This is a genomic window from Mycobacterium sp. IS-3022, assembly GCF_001500065.1.
Classification (GTDB): Bacteria; Actinomycetota; Actinomycetes; order Mycobacteriales; family Mycobacteriaceae; genus Mycobacterium.
Map to the genome: position 1 here is coordinate 1 of NZ_LQIN01000049.1, position 22,189 is coordinate 22,189.

General features: G+C 68.2%; 24 protein-coding genes and 1 pseudogene. 12 read left to right on the forward strand and 13 right to left on the reverse strand.

The annotated features are described in order from the left end of the window. Window positions 1–135: pseudogene (locus AU188_RS26085) on the forward strand (RNA-binding protein); the annotation flags it as partial. 38 nt (window positions 136–173) lie between these two features. After that, complete coding sequence (locus AU188_RS21545; protein ID WP_059165524.1) at window positions 174–944, forward strand: SDR family NAD(P)-dependent oxidoreductase; 771 nt, start codon at window positions 174–176, stop codon at window positions 942–944. Here AU188_RS21545 and AU188_RS21550 read toward each other — a convergent pair. Together AU188_RS21550 and AU188_RS21555 are read right to left on the reverse strand one after the other, a co-directional pair. Next, on the reverse strand, window positions 913–1,698 hold the full coding sequence (locus AU188_RS21550) for an enoyl-CoA hydratase/isomerase family protein (protein WP_059165525.1): 786 nt from the start codon (window positions 1,696–1,698) through the stop codon (window positions 913–915). The two genes, AU188_RS21545 and AU188_RS21550, sit on opposite strands and share 32 nt — an antisense overlap. A 26-nt stretch (window positions 1,699–1,724) precedes the next feature. Then, window positions 1,725–2,414 carry a TetR family transcriptional regulator gene (locus tag AU188_RS21555; RefSeq protein ID WP_059165526.1) on the reverse strand — a complete coding sequence of 230 codons (690 nt, stop codon included), beginning with the start codon at window positions 2,412–2,414 and terminating at the stop codon, window positions 1,725–1,727. A 70-nt stretch (window positions 2,415–2,484) separates the two neighbouring features. Here AU188_RS21555 and AU188_RS21560 point away from each other — a divergent pair, with 70 nt between their 5' ends. Both AU188_RS21560 and AU188_RS21565 read left to right on the forward strand, forming a co-directional pair. Further along, entirely contained in the window at window positions 2,485–3,561 is a 1,077-nt protein-coding gene (locus AU188_RS21560; RefSeq protein WP_059165527.1) for a ferredoxin reductase, read from the forward strand. A gap of 20 nt (window positions 3,562–3,581) precedes the next feature. After that, entirely contained in the window at window positions 3,582–4,694 is a 1,113-nt protein-coding gene (locus tag AU188_RS21565; protein ID WP_059165528.1) for a fatty acid desaturase family protein, read from the forward strand. A gap of 15 nt (window positions 4,695–4,709) precedes the next feature. Here the strand turns inward: AU188_RS21565 and nei2 are convergent, their stop codons facing one another. From nei2 to AU188_RS21580, 3 genes are all read right to left on the reverse strand, one after another. Next, window positions 4,710–5,468 carry an endonuclease VIII Nei2 gene (gene nei2, locus AU188_RS21570; protein ID WP_059165529.1) on the reverse strand — a complete coding sequence of 253 codons (759 nt, stop codon included), beginning with the start codon at window positions 5,466–5,468 and terminating at the stop codon, window positions 4,710–4,712. A gap of 35 nt (window positions 5,469–5,503) precedes the next feature. Next, entirely contained in the window at window positions 5,504–10,030 is a 4,527-nt protein-coding gene (locus AU188_RS21575; protein WP_502687632.1) for an ATP-dependent helicase, read from the reverse strand. Between the two features lie 94 nt (window positions 10,031–10,124). Continuing rightward, window positions 10,125–10,775: a TetR/AcrR family transcriptional regulator gene (locus tag AU188_RS21580; RefSeq protein ID WP_059165531.1), complete on the reverse strand. Its 651-nt coding sequence runs from the start codon at window positions 10,773–10,775 to the stop codon at window positions 10,125–10,127. Between the two features lie 129 nt (window positions 10,776–10,904). Here AU188_RS21580 and AU188_RS21585 point away from each other — a divergent pair, with 129 nt between their 5' ends. Then, the gene (locus AU188_RS21585) at window positions 10,905–11,744 is read left to right on the forward strand and encodes a glucose 1-dehydrogenase (protein WP_059165532.1); all 840 of its coding nucleotides are present in this window, start codon (window positions 10,905–10,907) and stop codon (window positions 11,742–11,744) included. Between the two features lie 16 nt (window positions 11,745–11,760). Here the strand turns inward: AU188_RS21585 and AU188_RS21590 are convergent, their stop codons facing one another. Beyond that, window positions 11,761–12,354 (reverse strand): restriction endonuclease, encoded by a 594-nt coding sequence (locus tag AU188_RS21590; protein WP_059165533.1) that lies wholly within the window; start codon window positions 12,352–12,354, stop codon window positions 11,761–11,763. 102 nt (window positions 12,355–12,456) lie between these two features. Here AU188_RS21590 and AU188_RS21595 point away from each other — a divergent pair, with 102 nt between their 5' ends. From AU188_RS21595 to usfY, 4 genes are all read left to right on the forward strand, one after another. Then, window positions 12,457–13,137 (forward strand): PAS and ANTAR domain-containing protein, encoded by a 681-nt coding sequence (locus AU188_RS21595; protein ID WP_059165534.1) that lies wholly within the window; start codon window positions 12,457–12,459, stop codon window positions 13,135–13,137. A gap of 136 nt (window positions 13,138–13,273) precedes the next feature. Continuing rightward, a complete protein-coding gene (locus tag AU188_RS21600) occupies window positions 13,274–13,624 on the forward strand; it encodes a hypothetical protein (protein ID WP_286137615.1) in 351 nt (116 codons plus the stop codon). Next, a complete protein-coding gene (locus AU188_RS21605; RefSeq protein WP_059165535.1) occupies window positions 13,621–14,253 on the forward strand; it encodes a flavodoxin family protein in 633 nt (210 codons plus the stop codon). The genes AU188_RS21600 and AU188_RS21605 overlap by 4 nt, the downstream gene beginning before the upstream one ends. A gap of 100 nt (window positions 14,254–14,353) precedes the next feature. Continuing rightward, window positions 14,354–14,662, forward strand: coding sequence for a protein UsfY (gene usfY / locus AU188_RS21610; RefSeq protein WP_059099061.1), 309 nt, complete (start codon window positions 14,354–14,356; stop codon window positions 14,660–14,662). A 281-nt stretch (window positions 14,663–14,943) separates the two neighbouring features. Here usfY and mbp1 read toward each other — a convergent pair whose 3' ends face one another. The 6 genes from mbp1 to AU188_RS21640 all read right to left on the reverse strand — a co-directional run bounded on the left by mbp1 (window position 14,944) and on the right by AU188_RS21640 (window position 17,904). Beyond that, window positions 14,944–15,180 (reverse strand): microaggregate-binding protein 1, encoded by a 237-nt coding sequence (gene mbp1 / locus AU188_RS21615; RefSeq protein ID WP_059165711.1) that lies wholly within the window; start codon window positions 15,178–15,180, stop codon window positions 14,944–14,946. A gap of 79 nt (window positions 15,181–15,259) precedes the next feature. Further along, window positions 15,260–15,598, reverse strand: coding sequence for a PRC-barrel domain-containing protein (locus AU188_RS21620; protein WP_059165536.1), 339 nt, complete (start codon window positions 15,596–15,598; stop codon window positions 15,260–15,262). Continuing rightward, window positions 15,585–15,980, reverse strand: a complete 396-nt coding sequence (locus AU188_RS21625) for a hypothetical protein (RefSeq protein ID WP_059165537.1) — start codon at window positions 15,978–15,980, stop codon at window positions 15,585–15,587. The genes AU188_RS21620 and AU188_RS21625 overlap by 14 nt, the downstream gene beginning before the upstream one ends. Continuing rightward, window positions 15,977–17,206 (reverse strand): NRAMP family divalent metal transporter, encoded by a 1,230-nt coding sequence (locus AU188_RS21630; RefSeq protein WP_059165538.1) that lies wholly within the window; start codon window positions 17,204–17,206, stop codon window positions 15,977–15,979. The genes AU188_RS21625 and AU188_RS21630 overlap by 4 nt, the downstream gene beginning before the upstream one ends. Beyond that, complete coding sequence (locus AU188_RS21635) at window positions 17,206–17,667, reverse strand: hypothetical protein (RefSeq protein WP_059165539.1); 462 nt, start codon at window positions 17,665–17,667, stop codon at window positions 17,206–17,208. The genes AU188_RS21630 and AU188_RS21635 overlap by 1 nt, the downstream gene beginning before the upstream one ends. 33 nt (window positions 17,668–17,700) lie before the next feature. Then, window positions 17,701–17,904 (reverse strand): hypothetical protein, encoded by a 204-nt coding sequence (locus AU188_RS21640; protein WP_059165540.1) that lies wholly within the window; start codon window positions 17,902–17,904, stop codon window positions 17,701–17,703. Between the two features lie 165 nt (window positions 17,905–18,069). Here AU188_RS21640 and AU188_RS21645 point away from each other — a divergent pair, with 165 nt between their 5' ends. Continuing rightward, entirely contained in the window at window positions 18,070–19,041 is a 972-nt protein-coding gene (locus AU188_RS21645) for a glycosyltransferase (protein WP_172799568.1), read from the forward strand. 23 nt (window positions 19,042–19,064) lie between these two features. After that, the gene (locus tag AU188_RS21650) at window positions 19,065–20,291 is read left to right on the forward strand and encodes a glycosyltransferase (RefSeq protein WP_059165541.1); all 1,227 of its coding nucleotides are present in this window, start codon (window positions 19,065–19,067) and stop codon (window positions 20,289–20,291) included. Window positions 20,292–20,296: 5 nt separating this feature from the next. Here AU188_RS21650 and AU188_RS21655 read toward each other — a convergent pair whose 3' ends face one another. After that, window positions 20,297–21,181, reverse strand: coding sequence for a glycosyltransferase family 2 protein (locus tag AU188_RS21655; RefSeq protein WP_059165542.1), 885 nt, complete (start codon window positions 21,179–21,181; stop codon window positions 20,297–20,299). A 37-nt stretch (window positions 21,182–21,218) separates the two neighbouring features. On the opposite strand from AU188_RS21655, the gene AU188_RS21660 reads away from it, so the two are divergent. Continuing rightward, the gene (locus AU188_RS21660; RefSeq protein ID WP_059165543.1) at window positions 21,219–22,187 is read left to right on the forward strand and encodes an NAD-dependent epimerase/dehydratase family protein; all 969 of its coding nucleotides are present in this window, start codon (window positions 21,219–21,221) and stop codon (window positions 22,185–22,187) included. Window positions 22,188–22,189 lie beyond the last annotated feature (2 nt).

Sequence of the window (22,189 nt, forward strand, 5' to 3'; positions counted from 1 at the left end):
GAGGACCTGGCGCCGCCGCCCGGTGCGCCGCCGCCACCTCCACCGCCGCCCCCGCCGGTGTATGTCCCGCCGGCGCCCAACGTCAATGTATGCGCGAACGTCGGGCGGCGGATCAGCGTCAGCGGTTGCATCTGACGGCGGGGTCGCATCGACGCTCTGATTGACTGACGGCCGTGGACCGCACTTCGTTCGAGCGTCTCTTCGACATGACCGACCGCGCCGTGATCGTCACGGGCGGCACCAGGGGAATCGGTCTCGCACTCGCCGAGGGGTTCGCGCTGGCGGGCGCCCGCGTCGTGGTCGCCAGCCGAAAGCCCGACGCCTGCGAGCAGGCCGCGCAGCATCTACGCGGCCTCGGCGGCCAGGCCATCGGTGTGCCGACCCACCTCGGCGACCTCGACGCCCTCGAGGCGCTGGTGGCGCGGACCGTCGACGAGTTCGGCGGCATCGACGTCGTGGTCAACAACGCCGCAAATGCGCTGGCGCAACCACTCGGCGAGATGACCGCCGAGGCGTTGGCGAAGTCCCACGAGGTCAACCTGCGCGGTCCGGTGTTCCTCGTGCAGGCGGCGTTGCCCTATCTCAAGGCCAGCGCCAAAGCCTCTGTGATCAACATGGTTTCGGTCGGCGCGTTCAACTTCTCGGCAATGACCTCGATTTACTCCTCCAACAAGGCAGCGCTGATGTCGTTCACCCGGTCGATGGCCGCGGAGTTCGCGTCCTCGGGTATCCGGGTGAACGCGATAGCGCCCGGGCCCGTCGACACCGACATGATGCGCAACAACCCGCAGGAGGTGATCGACGGGATGGCCCGCAGCACCTTCCTGAAGCGGCTGGCCTCGCCGGACGAGATGGTCGGCACCGCACTGCTGTTGGCCTCCGACGCGGGCAGCTACATCACCGGCACGGTCGTCATCGTGGACGGCGGCGGAACGCCTCGCTAGCTTCGCGCATCTCCCCGCTGGTCGAAGACAGGATCTGGCTGCGGTTCTCCAGGTGCAGTGCCGCTTCCAGGCTCGACGCCTCGAGGTTCGCCCGCAGCACCTGCTTGGTCGACTCCACTCCGAACTTGCCGTATCCGCACAGTGTTTCGGCGATGGCGAGGGCGTCGTCGACGACCGATCCCTCGGAAGACACCCGCGACACCAGGCCGAGCCGCAACGCTTCGGGCGCGTCGACCGCCCGCGCGGTCAGGATGAGGTCGAACGCCGGGCCGGCACCGATGATCCGCGGAAGCGTGTAGCTGACCCCGATGTCGCAGCCACCCAGGCCGAGCTTGATGAACTGCGTGCAGAACCGGGCGGATTCGGCGGCGATGCGGATGTCGCAGGCCAGCGCGATCCCCATCCCGCCCCCGTACGCCACGCCGTTGACCGCGGCGATCACGGGTTGGCGCAGCCGGTGGATCCGCGCGGTCAGATCGGCGATGCGCTCCTGCCACCGCATACCCGAGCGGGGAAACTCCGTTCCTTCGCCGGCCTTGTCGGGGTTCGGGTCGGTCAGGTCCAGGCCGGAGCAGAAACCGCGCCCGGCCCCGGTGAGGACGACGACCCGGCAGTCGTTGTCCGCGCCGATCCGCTCGAGTGTCGCGTGCAGGTCCTCAACGAGGTCGTAGGACAGCGCGTTGAGCTTCTCGGGCCGATTCAACGTCAGGACGGCGATGTCGGGCCGGGGGTAGGTCAGTTCCAGATTCGGCATGCACACACGCTAAAGCGTGGCCGGCATCAGACGCTGCTGCGCCAGCCGGCGACGCCGACCGCAATCATTCGCAGTTGTTTGACCGCCACCCGTTTGATCTCGTCGAGCGCGGCCTGGTCGTGGGCGTCCTCGATGGCCTCGGCGATCACGATCATCGCGTTGACGAACAGGCTGGCCAGGATGTTGAGGTCCTCACTGCTCCAGGTGTTCAGCCCGGGAAAGCGCGCCAGGTCGATCGCCAACTCCGAGGTGATCAGCCGGATCTCGGTGCGGATCGCGTATCGCAGGACGGTGACTCCGCTGTTGCGTTCCCGGCCGATGAACCGCCAGTGCTCGCGCCGCTGGTTCACGCCGTCGATGAGGATGTCCACGCTGGACTCGATGACGCGCTTGGGATCGAGTTTGCCCGCGCGTGCCCCGCGCAGCATCTCCCTGAGGCTGCGGAACGACTCGTCGATGAGGACGAGCCCGAGGGCTTCCATCGACTCGAAGTGCCGGTAGAACGCCGCGGGCACGATGCCCGCCTCACGGGTGACCTCGCGCAGGCTCAGTGCGGAGAAGCTGCGGTCCTCGAGCAACTTGAGCGCCGCAGCGACAATTGCGCGGCGGGTGGCCTCCTTGCGCTCCTCCCGCGTCAACGTCGCGGAATCCCGCGAGCGGGACTTCCCCGATCGACCCGACCGGCTCGTTCGTGAGCTAGGCGTACGACCGTTCACTATGTGAAAGTTACCACAACCAGCGTCGAAACCCTTGACCGATCCGCCAGAGAACGCGCAGGGTGTACATATGTTTACTCAAACTTTGACGCGGGGGCTGTGGGACAGGGCGCTTCGGTCGCCGTTGGTCGACCTGCTCACCGGGCCGCATGGCGTGGACCGATACACCGAGCTCGTGGCCCCGACCTGGACCCGGGCGCAGGCCCGTGCCGAGGTGGTCGCGGTGCGACGCGAGACGCCGCGCAGCGTCACCTTGACCCTCAAGCCGAATCAGGCGTTCACCGGCCACCGCGCCGGTCAACACATCAACCTCACGGTCGAGATCGACGGCCGTCGTCGCACCCGCCCGTACTCGCCGGCCAACGCCGAGGGCGCCGCCCACCTCGAGCTGACCATCGGTCGCCACGACGGCGGCCTGGTCTCGACTTATCTCAACCAGCAAGCCCGGCCCGGCATGGTTGTCGGGCTCGACTCGGTCGGGGGCGACTTCACACTCCCGGGCGGCCCACCCGCCACCCGGCCGCGTCGCATCCTGTTCGTGTCGGGCGGCAGCGGAATCACCCCGGTCATGTCGATGCTGCGGACGCTGCGCGCCCAGCGCTTCGATGGCGAGCTCGCCTTCGTCCACTACGCACGGTCGGCCCAGGAGGCCTGCTATCGCGCCGAGCTCGACGCGATGCGCGACGTGCGGGTCCTACACGGCTACACCCGCGAGACGGCGGGGTCCGATCTCGACGGCCGGTTCGGTCCGGCCCATCTCGCCGCCGCCATGACCGACCCCGACGTCGTGTTCGTCTGCGGCCCGCCAGAACTCGTCGAGGCGGTGCAAGCGCACTGCCCGAATGTCGCCTCGGAGAGTTTCGTACCGCCGACGTTGGCGCCGGCCGAGGCGTCCGGCGGCCTCGTCGCCTTCACCGACAGCAGCGTCGCAGTGGCCGACGACGGGCGCCCGCTGCTGGAGCAGGCCGAAGCGGCTGGACTCAACCCCGAGAGCGGATGCCGAATGGGCATCTGCCACAGCTGTACTCGCCGCAAGACCCGCGGCGCAGTCAAGAACCTGATCACCGGTGCGGTGTCGAGTGTCGACGAGGAGGACGTGCAGTTGTGCGTGTCCGCGCCCGTCGGCGACGTCGACATCGCACTCTGAGATCGAGAAGGAGTCACGACATGACAGTCACCACCACCACCACCACCGCGCAACCGCGCACCATCGAAAAGACCGTCGCAGGCAAGAGCGTCAGCCTGACGCCGGAACAGGCCGAGGCATTCGGCCGCGAACTCGACACGCTCAAGGACCGGGTCATCGCCGACCTCGGTGAGCGCGACTCCACCTACATCCGTCGAATCATCAAGGCGCAGCGTGGCTTCGAACTCGGCGGCCGCGCCCTGCTGTTCGGCGGCGTGTTCCCACCGTTCTGGCTGGCCGGCACCGCGATGCTGGGCCTGTCGAAGATCCTCGACAACATGGAGATCGGCCACAACGTCATGCACGGCCAGTACGACTGGATGGGTGACCCGGCAATCTCCAGCAGGGGGTTCGAGTGGGACACCGCCTGCCCCGGCGACCAGTGGCGGCACTCGCACAACTACATGCACCACACCTACACCAACATCGTCGGCATGGACCGCGACGTCGGCTACGGCATCCTGCGGATGAGCAGCGACCAGAAGTGGACGCCGTACTTCCTCGGCAACCCGCTCTACGCCTTCCTGCTGATGGTGTTGTTCCAGTACGGCGTCGCACTGCACGAACTGGAGACCGAACGCATCCGCGCCGGGGAGATCACGATCGCCGACAAGCGCGAGATCCTCGAAGGCATCTGGCGCAAGACCAAACGCCAGACGCTCAAGGATTATGTTGCCTTCCCGCTGCTGGCCGGGCCGTTCGCGCCGTGGGTCTTCGCGGGCAATCTCACCGCGAACCTGATCCGCAACGTCTGGTCGTACATGATCATCTTCTGCGGCCACTTCCCGGATGACGTCCAGGAGTTCACGATCGAGGAGACCAAGGCCGAGACGCGCGGGCAGTGGTATTTCCGACAGGTCCTCGGGTCGGCAAACCTCACCGGGGGCAGGCTGTTTCACATCCTGAGCGGCAACCTGTCGTTCCAGATCGAGCACCATCTGTTCCCCGACATCCCGGCGCACCGCCTCGCCGAGATCTCGGCGGAGGTCAAGGACATCTGCGAGCGCTACGGCATCCCCTACAACAAGGGGTCGCTGCCGCGGCAGTTCGCGACCGTGGTGCGCAAGATCGTCCGGTTGGCGCTGCCCGGCTAGCCGAAATGCGCCGCGCTAATGCTGACAGACCGGGCACCAGTACGAGACGCGGTCACCGCTGCTGTCGGACTCGATCGGCGTGCCGCACCGCCGACACGGCTGACCGCGACGGCCGTAGACCCAGAGGTCGCGACCGCTGCGGGTGTCGCCGGTTGTGGTGCGGTTGACGCGGGACCTGTTCAACCACAGCATGTCTCGTGCCCGTTGCACCATCCGCAGCGGGTCCTTGACCGTGATCACCGCCGTGGTGGGCAGGTAGCCGGTGACGAAGCACAGTTCGTTGGCGTAGACGTTGCCGACGCCGGCCATCACCCGCTGATCCAGCAACGCCTCGGCCAGTGGCCGGTCCGGATCCTCGACGAGGTTGGCCCTGGCTATGCGGGGTTCCCAGTCGTCGCCGAGCAGATCGGGCCCGAGATGAGCGACGGCTTCCAAATCGTGATCGCGTTGCAGAATCTCCAGCACACCGAGGTCGATGCCGGCGACGCGAGAGTCGCTGGTGTGCAGGAGGATCCGGATCTTGTGCTCGGGGACGCGACGAATCTGACCACCGACCAGCCAGGCGCCGTCCATCTTGAGGTGCGAATGGATGCTGGCGTCACCGACACGGATGAACAGATGCTTACCGCGGCTCAGCACCTCGTCGACGATGCAACCCGTCAGGTCGACCGTCGCGAACTTCGGCACCCGAACGTCGCAGCGGGTCAGCGCCTTACCCTCCAGGGCCTCGCGCAGCTTGGTGGCCGTGCGGTAGACGGTGTCGCCTTCGGGCATGCGTCAGCGCCTTCTGTTCTTCGCACAAGCTCTCATCACCGTAATCGCAGGCCTCGCGGTGTGCGGGCGAAGCCCGCGCCGAGCAGAGCATCCTGCACGCCGGCGCGCTCACCGCGGGCGCCGGTTTCCAGCACAGGCACCCCGTTGACCTTCTCGACGAGTAGTGACCCCACGCGGCCGCTGCCGACGAGATCGGCCAGGGCTCCCGCGGCGGCGCTGTGCGCGTCGGTGTCATCGGTGAAACTCAGCAGCGAGCGTCCGCCGCGCTCCAGAAACCACGCCAGTTCGCCGTCCACGAGGGCGACCAGCGCGCCCGCCTTCCGGCCGGGACGGTGCGTGATGTCGTCATCGGAGCGCTTCGACGGCCACGGCAGTGCGGCCCCGTAGGGGTTGGCCGGATCGGCCGCTGCGAGCACCACCGCGTGATACTCCCGATGGTCACGGTCCACTTCGTCGAGGTAGGTACGCAACCGGTCGACGGTGGAGGCCACCGCGAACTGCGCTCCGCCCAGTGACTCGACGAAATAGCCACGCTGACAACGGCCGGCATCCTCGAAGGCCGTCAACACCTTGTAGAGCATCGCGAAGCCACCGGGCACCCCCTCCGCGCCGACCGCGCCCTTCGTCAGCACCCCGTGGCGGCCGAGCAGCAGCTCGGCCTGGAAGTGCGCGCGCACGGTCGACGCCGGCTCGGCCGCAGGCAGCGCCGACCACCGGCCGGCCACCGTCGCATCGGAGTTGCGGGTCTGGGCGTGCGCGACGCTGTATCGGCTCAACCGCGGCGCCCGTTGCCGTTGCCGGTGCGCGGGTGCGCTGCGCCGGCTCGTGGCTCCGCGGGTGCCCATCAGCATCGCGCGCACGGGGGCGAACGTGTCGCCGGTGACCCAGCCCGCCCAGACCAGGTCCCACAGTGCGCGTTTGTCCTCTTCGGCCGGATGCTCGGCCAGCTGCCGAAAGAAGTACGCGCCGCCGCCACCGAGCGTGTCGAGGATCGCCCGATGGGTGTCGGTGAACTCGATTTCGGTCGGGGCGGCCAACGTCAATGGCGCCGTTTCGGCCGGGTGGAATGCGATCCAGCCGTCACCGCCGCCGATCTGGCCGGCCCCCGACCAGGTCACCTCGCCGGAGGCGAGCAGCTCGTCGAGCATCGCCGGCTGGTAGTCGCGGACCCGTTGGCCGAACACCAGCGACTCCGCCGCTGACGCCGGAATCGGCACGCCCGCAAGCTGTTCGATCACCGCCGCGAGGCCGTCGACGCCGGCGTTGTGCGCCGAACCGACCAGCTGCCACGCCGGCAGGAACCGCCCGTAGGCGGCGGTGCTGACCGGTTCGATCTGTGCGCGCAGCGCGGCAAGCGAACGGCGCCGCAGTATCTTCAGCACGTCGGCGTCACACCATTGCTCGCTGTCGGTGTCCGCGCCGGCGAACTCGCCGCGAATCAGCTTGCCGTCGATCGCCATTCGGCCCAGCACGTCGGCGGCGACGCGCAGGCCGAGGCCGAACCGGGCGGCCGCGTCGTGAGTGGAGAAGGGCCCGCGGGTGCGGGCGTAGCGCCCGAGCAGCTCGCCGAGTGGATCGTCGACCGATTCGGTGAACGCCGTCGGCACCCCCACCGGCACGGCGACCCCCACCCCGTCGCGCAGCAGGCCGATGTCCTCGATCGCCACCCACCACGTCTGGTCGGCGAAGGAGACCGGCAGCGCGCGCTTGGCCGCCCGCAAACCGTCGAGCCAGCCGCCCACCTCGGAAGTCGTGCAGCGCTCGACGATCTCGGCTTCGGTGAGCGGGCCCAACAGCCGCAACAGATCGGCGACGCCTTCGGCGTCACGGGCCCGCCGGTCGTCGCTGAGGTGCTGAAGCTGCCGGGTCGTGCTCGTGATGACCTGCGGGTCGAGCAGTTCGCGCAGTTCGACACGGCCCAGCAGCTCGGCGAGCAGCACGCTGTCCAGCGACAGCGCGGCGGCCCGTCGTTCGGCGAGCGGGCTGTCGCCCTCGTACATGAACGCGCCGACGTAGCCGAACAGCAGCGACGCGGCGAACGGGGACGGCGTGGCGGTCTCGACCTCGACGATGCGCAGCCTGCGCTGCGCGACCCGGTGCATCAGCTCGGTCAGGGCGGGCACGTCGTAGACGTCCTGCAGGCATTCCCGCACGGCCTCCAGCACGATCGGGAAGTCGGGGTATTTGCGTGCGACGTCCAACAACTGTGCGGCCCGCTGACGCTGATGCCACAACGGCGAACGCTTGCCGGGATGGCGGCGAGGAAGCAGCAACGCGCGGGCCGCGCATTCGCGAAACCGCGACGCGAACAGGGCAGAGCCGCCCACCTCCGCGGTGACGATTGGCTCGACTTCGTCGGCGTCGAACACGAACAGGTCCGCACCGGGCGCCGCATCTTCGGTGTCGGGCAGCCGCACGATGATGCCGTCGTCGGACGCGGTGGGCTTCTCCTCGATGCCGTAGCGCTCCCGCAGCCGGCGCGACACCGCCAACGCGAGCGGGCCGTGCACCCGCAGGCCGTACGGTGAGTGCAGGATGACGCGCCAGTCGCCGAGTTCGTCGCGGAACCGTTCGACGACGAACGTGGTGTCCGATGGCACGACCCCGGTGGCCCGGCGCTGGTCGTCGATGAGCTGCCACAGGTTGTTCGAGGCGAACGCGTCGAAACCCATTGCGCGGCAGCGCTCGTCGAACGCTTCCTTGCCGAGGCTGGCGAGTTCACCGGTGTAGGCACCGACCGCCGCGCCGAGTTCGGCCGGCCGGCCGACCCCGTCGCCGCGCCAGAACGGCAGCCGCGCCGGCTGTCCCGGCGCCGGGATCACCAGCACGCGGTCATGGGTGATCTCGGTGATCCGCCAACTCGTCGCGCCCAGTGAGATCACGTCGCCGGGCCGGGACTCGTAGACCATCTCCTCGTCGAGTTCACCTACGCGGGAGGGCTTTTCGGAGTCGGTGGCCAGGTACACGGTGAACAGGCCGCGGTCGGGGATCGCGCCGCCACTGGTGACCGCGAGGCGCTGGGCGCCGGGCCGGGCCGTCAGCGTGCCCGTGTCCCGGTCGTACACCAGGCGGGGCCGCAGCTCGGCGAACTCCGTCGACGGGTACTTGCCCGAGAGCAGATCCAGCGTCGCCTCGAACGCGCTGCGCGGCAACGTCGCGAACGGGGCGCTGCGCCGCACCGCGTCGAACCAGCGGTCCGCGTCGAGGGGTTCCAGCGCGCACGCCGCGACGGTGTGCTGCGCCAGCACGTCGAGCGGATTGGCCGGCACCCGCATGGTCTCGATCTCGCCGGACAGCATGCGTTTGACGGTCACCGCGCAGCCGATCAGGTCGGTGCGGTGCTTGGGGAACAGCACGCCCTGCGAGATCTCGCCGACCTGGTGACCGGCGCGGCCGATGCGTTGCAGGCCGCTGGCCCCCGACGGCGGCGCCTCGACCTGGATGACGAGATCGACGGCCCCCATGTCGATGCCCAGTTCCAGGCTCGAGGTTGCGACGACGGCCTTGAGCCTGCCGCTCTTGAGGTCGTCCTCGACGATCGCCCGCTGCTCCTTGCTGACAGAACCGTGGTGCGCGCGCGCCAACAGCGTCGGCGCACCCAAGGACGCGCCGCTGGCCATCAGCTGGGCCGGCGCCCCGCCTCCGACTTGCGGGTTGGGCCCAGCCTCCAGGACGGCCCCGGTGCGCTCGGCGTGGATCTCGTTGAGCCGCGACGTCAGTCGTTCCGCGAGCCGTCGCGAGTTGGCGAACACGATCGACGAGTTGTGCGACTCGATCAGATCGACGATGCGCTCCTCGACGTCGGGCCAGATGGTGTTGTTCTCGAGGTTCGCCATGTCGGGCACCGGCACCTGCACCGACAGGTCGAACGTCTTGGCCGCCGGCGGCGCGACGATCGTCGTGTGGGCCTGCCCCGACAGGAACCGTGCCACCTCCTCGGGCGGGCGCACGGTCGCCGACAGCCCGATGCGCTGCGCGGGCCGGTCGAGCAGCTGGTCGAGCCGTTCCAGCGACAGCGCTAGATGCGCGCCGCGTTTGGTGGCCGCGACGGCGTGCACCTCGTCGACGATGACCGTCTGCACCTCGGTCAGGGTGTCGCGAGCCGCCGACGTCAACATCAGAAACAATGACTCCGGCGTGGTGATCAGGATGTCGGGCGGCCTGGCGATCAGTTCGCGGCGCTGAGCGGGTGAGGTGTCGCCCGAGCGCACGCCGACGCTGATCTGCGGCGCCGGGACACCGCGCCGTTCGGCTACACGCCCGATGCCGGTCAGCGGTGTGCGCAGGTTGCGCTCGACGTCGACGGCCAGCGCCTTGAGCGGCGAGACGTAGAGCACCTTGGTGCCTGCTCCGGCGGGTCGCGCTTCGGCGGCCAACTGGTCGAGCGCCCACAGGAACGCCGCCAGCGTCTTGCCCGACCCCGTCGGGGCGATGACCAGCGTGTTGTCGCCGTCGGCGATCGCCGACCAGGCTTGCGCCTGCGCGGGCGTCGGCTCGGCGAACGTGCCGGTGAACCACTCCCCGGTCAGGTCGCTGAACCGGGTCAGGGCGGATGTGCTCATCGACATCAATGGTGCACCCCGGCACCGACAACTCTTCGGCGATTTCGGTGCCCGCGGTTGCGCCGAGCGCAACTAACTACACCGAAATCACTGGTCAGCGATGGTCCGGCGACACCGCGTCGCACAGTGCAGACGGGATGCCCGGGACGCGGCCGATCGCGTCGAGCAGGCCGTGTGCGCACGCGTCGGCGACCTGGCCGGCATCGATCGACGGGTCGATCAGCCGCTGCCTGCACATCTCCAAGGTGAACGCCAGCCAGCCGTAGACGGTGATTCGCAGGTCACGCTCCACTTTGGAGTCCAGCTCGTGGCCGACCGCGGCGTGGATCCGCGTCAGGATCCGGTCGGCCTGGCGGTCGGTGTCGATGTCCTCGATGCCGCGTAGCACCGGGTCCGAGCGGCCCATGCCCACGTACGCCGCCCACGCGCCGTGCGGGTACTCCTCGTCGTAACGCAGATAGGCCAGCACGCCCTCGCGCAACTGGTCGAACAGGCTATGACCCGGCCGCGGCGGTGTGTTGGTGGCTTCGAACAGTCGCTCACCCTCGGCGCGCACCACCGCGGCGAAGAACGCGCGCTTGTCGGGAAAGTAGTGATACATCAGCGCGCGCGACACCCCTGCGCGTTCGGCGATCTCGTCGATGCGGACCTCGTCATAGGGCCGCTGCCCGAACACCTCGGCGCCGAGCATCAACAGCTCGTTGCGTCGGTCGGCGGGCGAGAGTCGTCGGCGGGGCTCGGCCATCACCTCATCCTAGTGAACACATGTCAAACAACGGGCGCCCTCAAGCCGTCGCCATCGACCCGAGTAATCGGATCGCCTCCGGGTAATCCGGAGGCAACCTTCAGACGTCCACGACCATGAGAGGTCCTGATGAGCTTCCCAGAACAACAGCAGTCCCCGCCCGGCGTGCAGGGCCAGATGACTCCGGCGCCCGACTGCGGGGAGACGAGCTACCGAGGGTCCGGACGGCTGACCGGCAAGCGAGCGGTAATCACCGGCGGCGACAGCGGGATCGGCCGCGCGGTCGCGATCGCATACGCCCGCGAGGGCGCCGACGTGCTGATCGCCTACCTCAACGAGGACGAGGACGCCAAAGAGGTGCAGACATATGTGCAGGACGCCGGGCGCAAGTGTGTGCTCGTAGCGGGTGACCTCTCCGACCCCGCGCACTGCCGCGCCGTTGTGGATCGCGCCGTCGAGGAGTTCGGCGGCATCGATGTGCTCGTCAACAATGCCGCCTACCAGATGACCCACGACACGCTCGAGGAGATCAGCGACGAGGAGTGGGATTACACGTTCCGGCTCAACGTCGGCGCGTATTTCTACCTCGTGAAGGCGGCGTTGCCACACATGGGGACCGGAGCGTCGGTGATCGCCAGTTCGTCGGTGAACTCCGACATGCCCAACCCGAAGCTGGCGCCGTACGCGGCCACCAAGGCGGCGATCGCGAACTTCTCGGCCAGCCTCGCCGAAATGTTGGGGGAGAAGGGCATCCGAGCCAACAGCGTTGCGCCGGGCCCGATCTGGACGCCGTTGATCCCGTCGACCATGCCGCCTGAGAAAGTCAAGAACTTCGGCGAGAACACCCCGCTCGGCCGTGCCGGTCAACCGGTCGAGTTGGCTCCGGTCTACGTGATGCTGGCCTCCGACGAAGCGAGCTACGTGACCGGCGCACGGATCGCGGTGACCGGTGGCAGGCCGATTCTCTGAGCCGGTCGCGACGCGCTCAGCCGACCTTCGGCGGCACCGAGGGCTCGAGCAGCCGCCGAATCGTCGACCGCAACCGGGTGAGCTCGGCGCCACCGACCAGCTCACATCCGTGCAGCTCCGCGAGTTTGCGTGCGGCGGCGGTGAATTCATGGTTCGTGACGACCATCGTCATGGTGCAGTCCTGCATCGGCGCACCCGCCACCACTTCCTGCACGGCGCTCGCCCCGACCGGGCGGGATTGGCGCTTGCATTGAACGGCAATGCGATTCGGCCGCTTGCCGACGATGATGTCGACGCCCCAGTCGCCGGTGATCGCGGTCATCATCACCGGCACCCCGCAGGACCGGGCCACCCGTGCGACGTAGTCCTCGAACTCGGCGCCCGACATCGCCGCGGTGACGTCTTCCCGCGGCCCAGGTGTCATTGCACCGGAAAGGGCCCCGGCGAGAAAGCGCGGAGCGGCGACGAGCAGCAGCGGCGCGAGAAGGCCCAGCGCCGTACTCCACTGTGGGGTGGCGCCCAGCAGCCACGCTCCGAGGCCCGCCGTCGTCGCCGCCGCCAGGTAGACCTTCAGCGTCACGCGATGGATGGTAGGGCGGTTCCCCGACATCGCGCGGACGACGCGACGCGCGTCGAAGCGAGGCTTGTCCGGAAAACGAAAGTTCGACCTGCTGCGACACACCGGCCCGTTAAGCCGCGTTAACCTTCGATCATGACCGACGAGCTGGTTGAATCCGGCGGCCAGACACCTGTCGAGCAAGCTCTTGCCGGCGGCGATCCGCATCGCGTCGGTTGGTTCCGGTTCTACTTCGCCGACGAACGCTGGGAGTGGTCGCCGCAAGTCGAGCGGATGCACGGCTACGAGCCGGGCACGGTCCAACCGACGACCGAGCTCGTGCTGTCCCACAAGCATCCCGAGGACTATCGCCAGGTGGCCGCGACTCTGGACGAGATCCGCCGCACATCGGGCGCGTTCTCCACCCGGCACCGGATCATCGACACCCAGGGCGAGGTGCACCACGTCGTGGTGGTCGGCGACCAGCTTTTCGACGAGAGCGACCGGGTGGTCGGCACGCACGGGTTCTATGTCGACGTCACCCCATCGACGCTCGAGCGTCAGAACAAGATCCTCAGCGCGGCGGTCACCGAGATCGCCGAGGCCCGCGGGCCGATCGAGCAGACCAAGGGCATGCTGATGTTGATCTACCGGATCTCCGCCGACTCGGCGTTCGAACTGCTCAGGTGGCGATCGCAGGAGACCAACACCAAGCTGCGGCTGCTGGCCGAGCAAATCGCCGAGGACTTCCTCGGGCTGACCTACGAGGAGGAGTTGCCGCCGCGCTCCGTTTACGACAGGTTGCTGCTGACCGCACACAACCGCGTTCGATCCTGAGGTTTACCGACCGATCCGGCCGGGAATGCTGCGCCACATCACAGCCACATCACATCAACGCTGGCCCAGCAGCAAATCCGGGGAGAGTTCAGTCGTGTATCACGGTCCTACTGAGTTGAGGCGTGTCGAAAGTGAGTTGAGGCGTGTCGAAACCGGAACGCGCGACGCGGTGCGGTTCGCGATCGGCGTTCTGGTCGCCGGGGCGGTGCTGCTTGTCGCCGCCGCGGTATGGATCAGCACGTGCCATGGTGCGACCGCCGACAGTGTGGCCTGCGGGGCGCCGCAGCGGACGGTGCTGGCGCTTGCGGCTCCCGCCATCCTGCTGGCGGGCGGGCTGCGCGCATTCTTCCGCAGCCATCAGGCTTGGCGGCGGGGCGAAGTGTCGTGGGCCTGGCACGCCGCGGGTTGGTTCCTGCTGACGTCGATGCTGCTGGTCCTGGCGACGAGCACGCCCGCGTTCGCCGGAACCGCGGTGTTCGGCGGATGAGCGCCCCGACGAAGGCCGACCGACCGCTCACCGCCGTCGCGCTGGTGTGCAGCCTCAAGCCGAGCCCGGCCGAGTCGAGCAGCGCGCTGATGGCCGAACACATCTGCGACAACCTGCGCCGCGCCGGCGTGGAGACGGAGTCGGTGCGGTGCGTCGACCACGCGATCGCGCCGGGCGTCGAGGCCGACATGGGCGACGGCGACGAGTGGCCGCAGATCCGCGACAAACTGCTACGCGCCGACATCCTGGTGTTGTCGACGCCGATCTGGCTGGGCCATCCCAGCAGCATCGCCCAGCGGGTGCTCGAGCGCCTCGACGCCGAACTGTCGAACACCGACGATGCCGGCCGGCCCGTCATTGTGGGCAAGGTCGCCGTCGTCGGTGTCGTCGGCAACGAGGACGGCGCCCACAAAGTGATCGCCGACTGCTTCCAAGGGCTCAACGACATCGGCTACAGCATCCCGGCCCAGGGCGGCACCTACTGGACGGGTGAGGCGATGCAGAGCAAGGATTACAAGGAACTCGACGAGGTGCCCGAACCGGTCGCGTCGACGACCGCCGCGCTGGCCCGCAACGCCGCTCACCTCGCGAGAGCCCTACAGGCCGGTCATTACCCGCCCTACCAGTGATGTTCCGTACTCCGCCGGTTTCTGTCTCAGCGCAGTCGGGTAGTTCTACCGTTGTCAGTAGCCCACCACCGGGCGGAGGTATGCCGAGAGAGGAGTACCGATGAAAAGCCCGAAGGACCCCGTCGACCACGCGAGGACCACGCGTCCACACGCCGGGGAGTCGATGAAGGACACCAAGAACATGCCGGGGCTCGTACTCATCGGCGTGGCGCTGGTGCTGTTCGTCTCGGCGCTGGCCGCGCACGGCGCCGGCCATCACAGCGTGGGCATCGGCCTGGGCAGCGGGTCGGCTGCGCTGTTCATCATCGGCGGCGGTTGGCTGCTCGTCGAGCATCTGCGCGTGCGCAAGATCGAGGAGCGTTGGTACAGCGAGCATCCCGACGCCGAACGACAACGACCCAGCAGCTGACCCGGCAGCCTCGTGTCGGCAGTGGTCTCGATTCTGTGGTGCCGACGTATTCTGTGGTGCCGACGTCTGGAGCACTCGACGTGTGCGTAGCAGACAGTCCGAACCCGCTGTCACTCAGCTGAGTTCGGACACTCGGTACCTTCGGACAACCCAGCGGCCACTGCCGCACTACTTGCGAACGCTGGCGGCACGCCTCAAGGGCCGTGGTTCAAGTCTGAACGACTCAAAACCAGGCCCCTTCAGCGCGCCGCCACGTTCAGCGTGAATGCTGGGCTGTTCTCTTACTGTTCGGATTCCTGACGTTTCTCGGCGGCGTTGGCGCCCGCTCGCGCGGATTCCGCCTCGGCCTCTTTCCTTGCGGCGTCCTGCTGGGCGTCGGCCTTGTCTTGCTGAGCCTTGCCTTCGCGGACCATGTCGTCACGACCGGTTACGGTGCCGACCGTCTCTTTCGTTTTGCCCTTGACGTCCTCGACGACGCCCTTGATGCCTTCTTCAGGGCCACTGTTCTTCTCGGTCATGCTCACCTTCCGCAGTGCAGTGGATTGGTCCACGGGGAACTTCCCCGATCACCGAGAGACTTCCCGACGGTCTGGGCGGCTAAACGTGGCGCAGGGCGGCCGAATAGCGGCGGTAGCGGGGTCTGAGCCGAACCGTGTCGGGACCCACCCGCGCGATGTCCTCCCACGCTGCGAGAAAAGTGCCGCGATGTCGCCATCGGGCGAGCCTGGCCAGCAACGCCGGAGCGGTGGCGCCGGATCGCTCGAAGCCGAGGTACGACGACCGGGTCTTGGGGCTGACGACAAGCCCCAGGACCCGCGGGGCGGGCGGGTCCTCGGCGGGATCGCCGGCCGTCACCAGGCGGACGTCGATCACGGTGCCGACCGCATGCGAGCCGGCGTCGACGACGCGCAGGCCCAATAGGTTACTCAGCTGCATGTCGGCCCCCCGGAACGCGTTTCACGATGTGATCGCGAAGCCACCGTTCGACCCACCCGACGTCGAAGGTCATGTCCGTGGGCTTGAGCGTGACCACCACACCGACCGAGGCCACCAGCTTCCACGGGATCTCCTGCAACCGCGACCGCGGAGGTGTGCCGCCGAAGATCCGGGTGGCCACCACCTGCCCCGACAGCAGGCCGCTGACCCGTGGCGGCTGCTCGCCTTCCGGAATGTCGCCGTCGATTTCGAGCCCACTCAGCTCGATGTCGTCGACGATGCCGATCGGATCACCGTTGCTGTCCAACATCTGGCGGTCGAGCAGATGAAGGCGGGCGTCCAACAGTTGGCCGCGATGTCGTTTCACCGGTAGATCGGTCATTGTCCCGCTCCCGTCACGATCATCAACGGGATCGCCGCCAACGAGGCCGCCAGGATGATCACGAGGTAGACGGAGGCGAACATGTTGGTCACCTTCCCGTTGACTCGATCGCCCATGTATTGAGAATCGTTGGCCACGATCAGGATTGGCAGGTAGGTCAAAGGCAGCGCGATCGCCGAGAAGACGACCGAATACTCGGTGACCATGATCGGGTCGATGCCGGTGAACAGCACGGCGGTGCCGGCGACGATGGCGACGAAGATCACGACGTGGAAGCGGGCGGCCTCGGTGGGACGGCGGAACTTGCCCCACGGCCAGCCGAGGAACTGCGCGATGATGTAGCCGCTGGACAACGCCGTCTCCAGTGCCGCCCCGAACGTCGCCGCCACGATGCCCACGATCACGAACGCGAGGGCCAGTTTTCCGCCTGCGGCGACGACCGGCATGACGGTCTGCGACAACGACGCCACCTCGATCTGCCGCGGCAGCAGGACGATCGCGGCCGAGGCGGCGATGCCGAGCGAAAGCAGGCCGCCCAACGGAAATCCGACCAGCACGTTGAGTCGCGCAGTGGTCAGATGCCGTGTCGTCCAATGCTCTTCGACGGCACCGGAGGAGAAGAAGAACACCTCGTACGGTGTCATCGCGGCCCCGAACAAGGCAATCGCGAAGTACCAGTACGTGGCCGCGGACTCCTCCTCCGGAACGGCCGGCGCTGCGGCCTGGTCCAGGAGTTGGCCCCAATCGGGTTGCAAGAGAAACACACTGACCACGAAAACGATGAGGAACAAGCCCAGCACGCCGGCGACGTTCTCCATTATGGAGAACTTGACCCGCCACACCACCACCCAGACCGCGAAGGCGGCGACCGGAAACCACATCATCGGACCCACATCGGTGGCCAACTGCAGGGCCAGCGCGACACCGCCGATCTCGGCGGTGAGCGTCATGAGGGTGATGAAGAAGGACGCCGCCAGGTTGGCCGCTGCGGTGCGCGGACCCAACCGCTCGCGGATGATCTCGAAGGTCGCGCGACCGCTGACCGCTGCGACCCTGCCGGCCATGTTCGCGTACAGGCAGATACCGACGACGCCGACAACCACCACCCAGGCCAGCGCCAATCCGAACCGCGACCCCACCACGGCGTTGGTGACAAGATCTCCGATGTCGACGAATCCCCCTATTGCGGTGAGGATTCCGAGTGCGACCGCGAAGACGTTCTTCATCAGCGGTAACGGCTTTCGAGGGTGTCGGCAGCAGCCAACAGCTCGGCGCGCATCTTCTCGGGGGCCGGCTCCACGTTGACGTGCCGGATCGTCGCCGAGGCGGCGTTGAGCGTTCCGATGAGGTCGGTCATCGCGTCGGTGAGGAATCGCTGCCGTGCGATGTCGGCCGAATCCTCGGCGCGTAGCTCGGCTATGCCCTGGTACGCCTGAACAATCTGGTCCCGGGCGTCGGAAAGTTGTACGGCGACGAGTTCAGCCGTCGAACGCCGCTGCGACCACATCTCCAGTGCCGCGGCACCGCTTCGTGCCGCTGATGTCGTCTCCTCCATGGCGGTGGCGAGTTGGCCGGGCATCCCGTCGCGGTTGGCGGGGCAGCGCGTCAACAGGAAGCCCAGCGCGACGATCACGACCACCAGGACAAGCGATGTCCGATATCGCTGATGCCGCTGGTAGTCGGCCATCGCGCCGCCTCGCCTCCGCTGGTGGAGCCTTCGTCACTCCTCGACCACATCGTCCTCCGGGTCGAGGTCAACCGTTTCCAGCTGCTCCTGCCAGTCGGCGGGCGGCGCCTCCAGAGGCGGGTTCTGCCCCGGTTCGGCGGACGTCTCCTCGTCTGGTTTCGGTTCGCTGGCGGCACGCTGCTGCTCCATCGCGTCGGCGGCGGGAACGTCGTCGGGGAGGCCTTCGCTGTCTGGCATGCCGGTCGGGGTACCCGCAGACCCGCTGGTGAAACGGCGCCGCGACGGCCTACTGATCCGTCTTGCGAAGTGGCGAATCCAGTTTGCGAATCGGGGGCTATCCGCTATGCGAAGAGTCGAGGGGGGAACCGTTTTGCCTGCGAAGTGCTCGGGTAGGCGAACCGCATGTCGATCCTGACGCCGCGTTCGGTGCTGCTGTGGCATGTGCACGGGTCGTGGACGGAGTCCATGGTCGCGGGCGGCCACCGCTATGTGCTTCCGGTGAACGCCGACAGGGATGCGAGCGGCCGGGGGTTGAGCGGTAGGAATTGGCCACGCGCGCAAGAGGTTTCGTCGAACGACTTGGGTGACGAGCCGATCGATCTGGTGGTGTTGCAGCGGCCGGAGGAAGTCGGCCTGGCGACCCGTTGGCTCGGACGTCGCCCGGGTGTCGACGTACCCGCCGTCTACGTCGAGCACAATGCACCGCGACCGTTCGCGGTGGACAGCGTCCATCCGCTTGCCGACCGCGCCGACATCCCGATCGTGCACGTGACCGACTTCAACCGGTTGATGTGGAACAACGGTGTCGCTCCTACCCGCGTCATCACCCACGGCATCGCCGACCCGGGTTTGCTCTACAGCGGCGAGATTTCGGCCGCGGCCACGATGATCAACGAGCCGTGCCGTCGCTGGCGCACGGTCGGCGCCGATTTGCTGACAGTGTTCGGCGAGCACGTCCCCATCGACGTGTGGGGCATCGACACCGACGTGCTGAGCGAATGCATCAGCAGCGCCGGGGTGCGCGGTAGGGGCGACGTGCCGACCGCCCGGTTACTGCCCGAAGTGGCCCGGCGACGGGTGTTCCTGCACACCGCACGATGGACGTCCCTGGGCCTGTCGATGATCGAGGCGATGTTCATGGGCATGCCGGTGGTGGCCGTGGCGTCGACGATGGCGCCGCTGGTGTTGCCACCCGAGGCCGGGGTGGTGAGCGCCGACATCGACACGCTCACCCGCGCATTGGAGGTCTTCATCGCAGACGCTGCGGCCGCCTCGGCGGCCGGTAAGGCGGCGCGCGATTTCGCGAAGGCACGCTTCGGTCTCGAACGGTTCCTCGCGGAGTGGGACGACCTCGTCGAGGAGTGCTGCCGATGAAAACGGATGGAAGGAGGACGCCGATGAAAATCGCGATGGTGTCCGAGCATGCCAGCCCACTCGCTGCGCTCGGCGGGGTCGATGCCGGCGGGCAGAACGTACACGTCGCCGAACTGTCGGCGGCACTGACCAGACGCGGCCACCAGGTGACCGTCTACACCCGCCGGGACGATCCAGATCTGCCCGACCGCGTCGAGACGCCGCAGGGTTACACCGTGGTGCACGTCCCGGCAGGACCGGCTGCGCAGTTACCCAAGGACGAATTATTACCGCACATGGGACCGTTCGCGCAGTTCCTCGACGCCGAATGGGCCGTCGACCGGCCCGACGTGGCGCACGCCCATTTCTGGATGTCCGGCATCGCAACGCAACTCGCGGCGCGCCACCTCGATCTGCCTGCGGTGCAGACCTTTCACGCGCTGGGGGTGGTGAAACGTCGCCACCAGGGCGTGCAGGACACCAGCCCGCCGGACCGGCTGCGCCTGGAGGCGATGGTCGCCCGCACCGCCACGTGGGTCGCGGCCACTTGCACCGATGAGGTGTTCGAGCTGATGCGGCTGGGGCGGTCGCGCGAGCGGATTTCGGTGGTGCCCTGCGGCGTGAACCTCGACCGTTTCAGCCCCGACGGTCCGGTGGCGCCGCGCAGCGGCATGCACCGCATCGTCAGCGTCGGCCGGTTCGTCCCGCGCAAGGGTTTCGACGTGGTCGTGCGCGCGCTGCCGCACATGCCCGACACCGAACTGGTGATCGTCGGCGGGCCGGACGAGTCGGGGCTCGACTCCGATCCCGAAGCGCGCCGGTTGATGGGCCTGGCAACGGAATTGGGCGTCGCGTGGCGGGTGCGGCTATACGGCTCGGTGGCCCGCGACGACATGCCGGCGATTCTGCGATCGGCAGACGTGGTCGCCTGCACTCCGTGGTACGAGCCGTTCGGCATCGTGCCCCTGGAGGCGATGGCGTGCGGTGTGCCGGTGGTGGCCTCGGCGGTCGGCGGAATGCTCGACACCGTCGTGCACGACGTGACCGGGCGGCTGGTCAAACCCAAGCGACCCGACGAGGTCGCCAAGGCCGTCAACCATCTGCTGCGCGACGACTTCCTGCGGCAGAGCATGGGCGCCGCCGGGCGTGACCGCGCTCGGGCGCGCTACTCATGGGACCGGATCGCCGCCGACAGCCAGCGGATCTACGACCGACTGGTGCCGATGCGGGTGCCGCACAGCGAACCGGCGACAAGTCTGTCGTCCGGATGACCGGCTCAATCCGACTCCAGCAAGGCCATCGCCTGTTCGACCGCACGAGGAAGCCGACGCCGCCGGGCGATGACCGCGGGCAGCCGGGCAACGGCTTCGACCGCAGCACGGGCATGCTCTCGGTCACGCAGCGCGGCCGCTCCGAGTCGGCCGGTCGCGTTGAGGCACTGCCGGATAGGCCGGCGCAGCCATGTGGTCAGCACATCGTTGCGCAGCACCCGAGCGGCCTGGGCCGCGGTGGTGGCGCGAACCGACGACGGTTGGTGAACCGCGACCAGCCGGGGGTAGTAGCACAGGTTCCAACCCGCCGCCGCGAGGTCGAGCGCGAGCAGCTGTTCCTCGCCGCGGAAGTGCAGGATGTCACTGAAGCCGCCGGCCTGCTCGAACGCCCGCTTGCGCACCATGGCCGCGCAGCTCATGAAGCCGAGAATCGACGGCCCGGGCAGATCCGGCCGGCGGCCCAGCGCGCTGTCGGCCAGCAGCGTGGAGAACGGGTCCTCCCGGTGCTGCGGCAGCACGATCGTGCGGGCCGCCAGCAGCCCCACCGAGGGATGCCGTTCGAACGCCTCGACACCGATCGCGGGCGCATCGGGGGCCCACCACGAATCGTCGTCGCAGAACGCGACGTACGGCGTTCGGCACGCCGCGACACCGACGTTGCGGCCGACGGCCCCGAGGTTGTCGTCCAACTCGACGAGCCGCAGGCGGCCGGCCGATCGCGCCGCCATCCGCCCGACGACCTCCGCGGTGTCATCGGTGGAGGCGTTGTCCACCACCACAATCGGGCACACAGTGGTGTCGAGCAGCCGGGCGACGACCGTCGCGAGCTCCGCGGCGCGATTCTGGCTGGCGATCACGAACGAGACATCGGCCGGGGCTGGGGTCCGCATGACCCTGAGGGCTACCCGCCGATCCGGAAGGCAAACGATGCATGACATCCAACGCGCGCTGGTGACCGGCGGAGGCGGCTTCCTCGGGGGGCACCTGTGCGAGCGGCTGCTCGACAGCGGTGTCGAGGTGATCTGTGTCGACGATCTGTCCACCAGTGCTCCCACCGCCGCCGATTCGTTCCTCGACCGGTCCGGATACCGGTTCGTGCAGCACGACATCAGCGAGCCGCTGCCCGATCCGCCCTCCGGCGTCGACACCGTCTTTCATCTCGCGTCGCCGGCCTCGCCGGTGGACTATCTGCGGTTGCCGATCCAGACCTTGCGCACCGGCGCGCTCGGCACCGCGCACATGCTGGATTTCGCGGAACACTCCGGCGCGCGGCTGGTGTTGGCGTCCACCAGCGAGGTGTACGGCGACCCGCTGGAACATCCGCAAACCGAAACGTATTGGGGCAACGTCAATCCGGTCGGGCCGCGCAGTGTCTACGACGAAGCGAAGCGGTTCGCCGAGGCGCTGGCGTTCGCCTACCGGCGCGGGCGGTCGGCCGACATCGCCGTGGCGCGCATCTTCAACACATACGGCCCGCGGATGCGGCCCGACGACGGCCGGATCGTGCCGACCTTCTGCCGTCAGGCGCTGGCCGGCGAGCCGCTCACCGTCAACGGCACGGGCCGGCAGACCCGGTCGCTGTGCTACGTCGACGACACCCTCGAGGCGTTGATCGCCCTGGCCGAATCCGACTGCGCCGGCCCGGTCAACGTGGGCAACCCGGACGAGCTGACGGTGCTGCGGATCGCGGAGCTCATCCGCGACCTGGTCGGCAGCGCCTCGCCGATCGAGTATCGCCCGGCGCCCCAGGACGATCCGCAACGCCGCTGCCCCGACATCACGCTGGCCCGCGAGCTGCTCGGCTGGAGTCCGCGCGTGAGCTACATCGACGGGCTGTCCGCAACCGTCGACTGGTTCCGCAACCAGTCCGTCACCGTCGCGCTGCAGGGCAGCTAGGA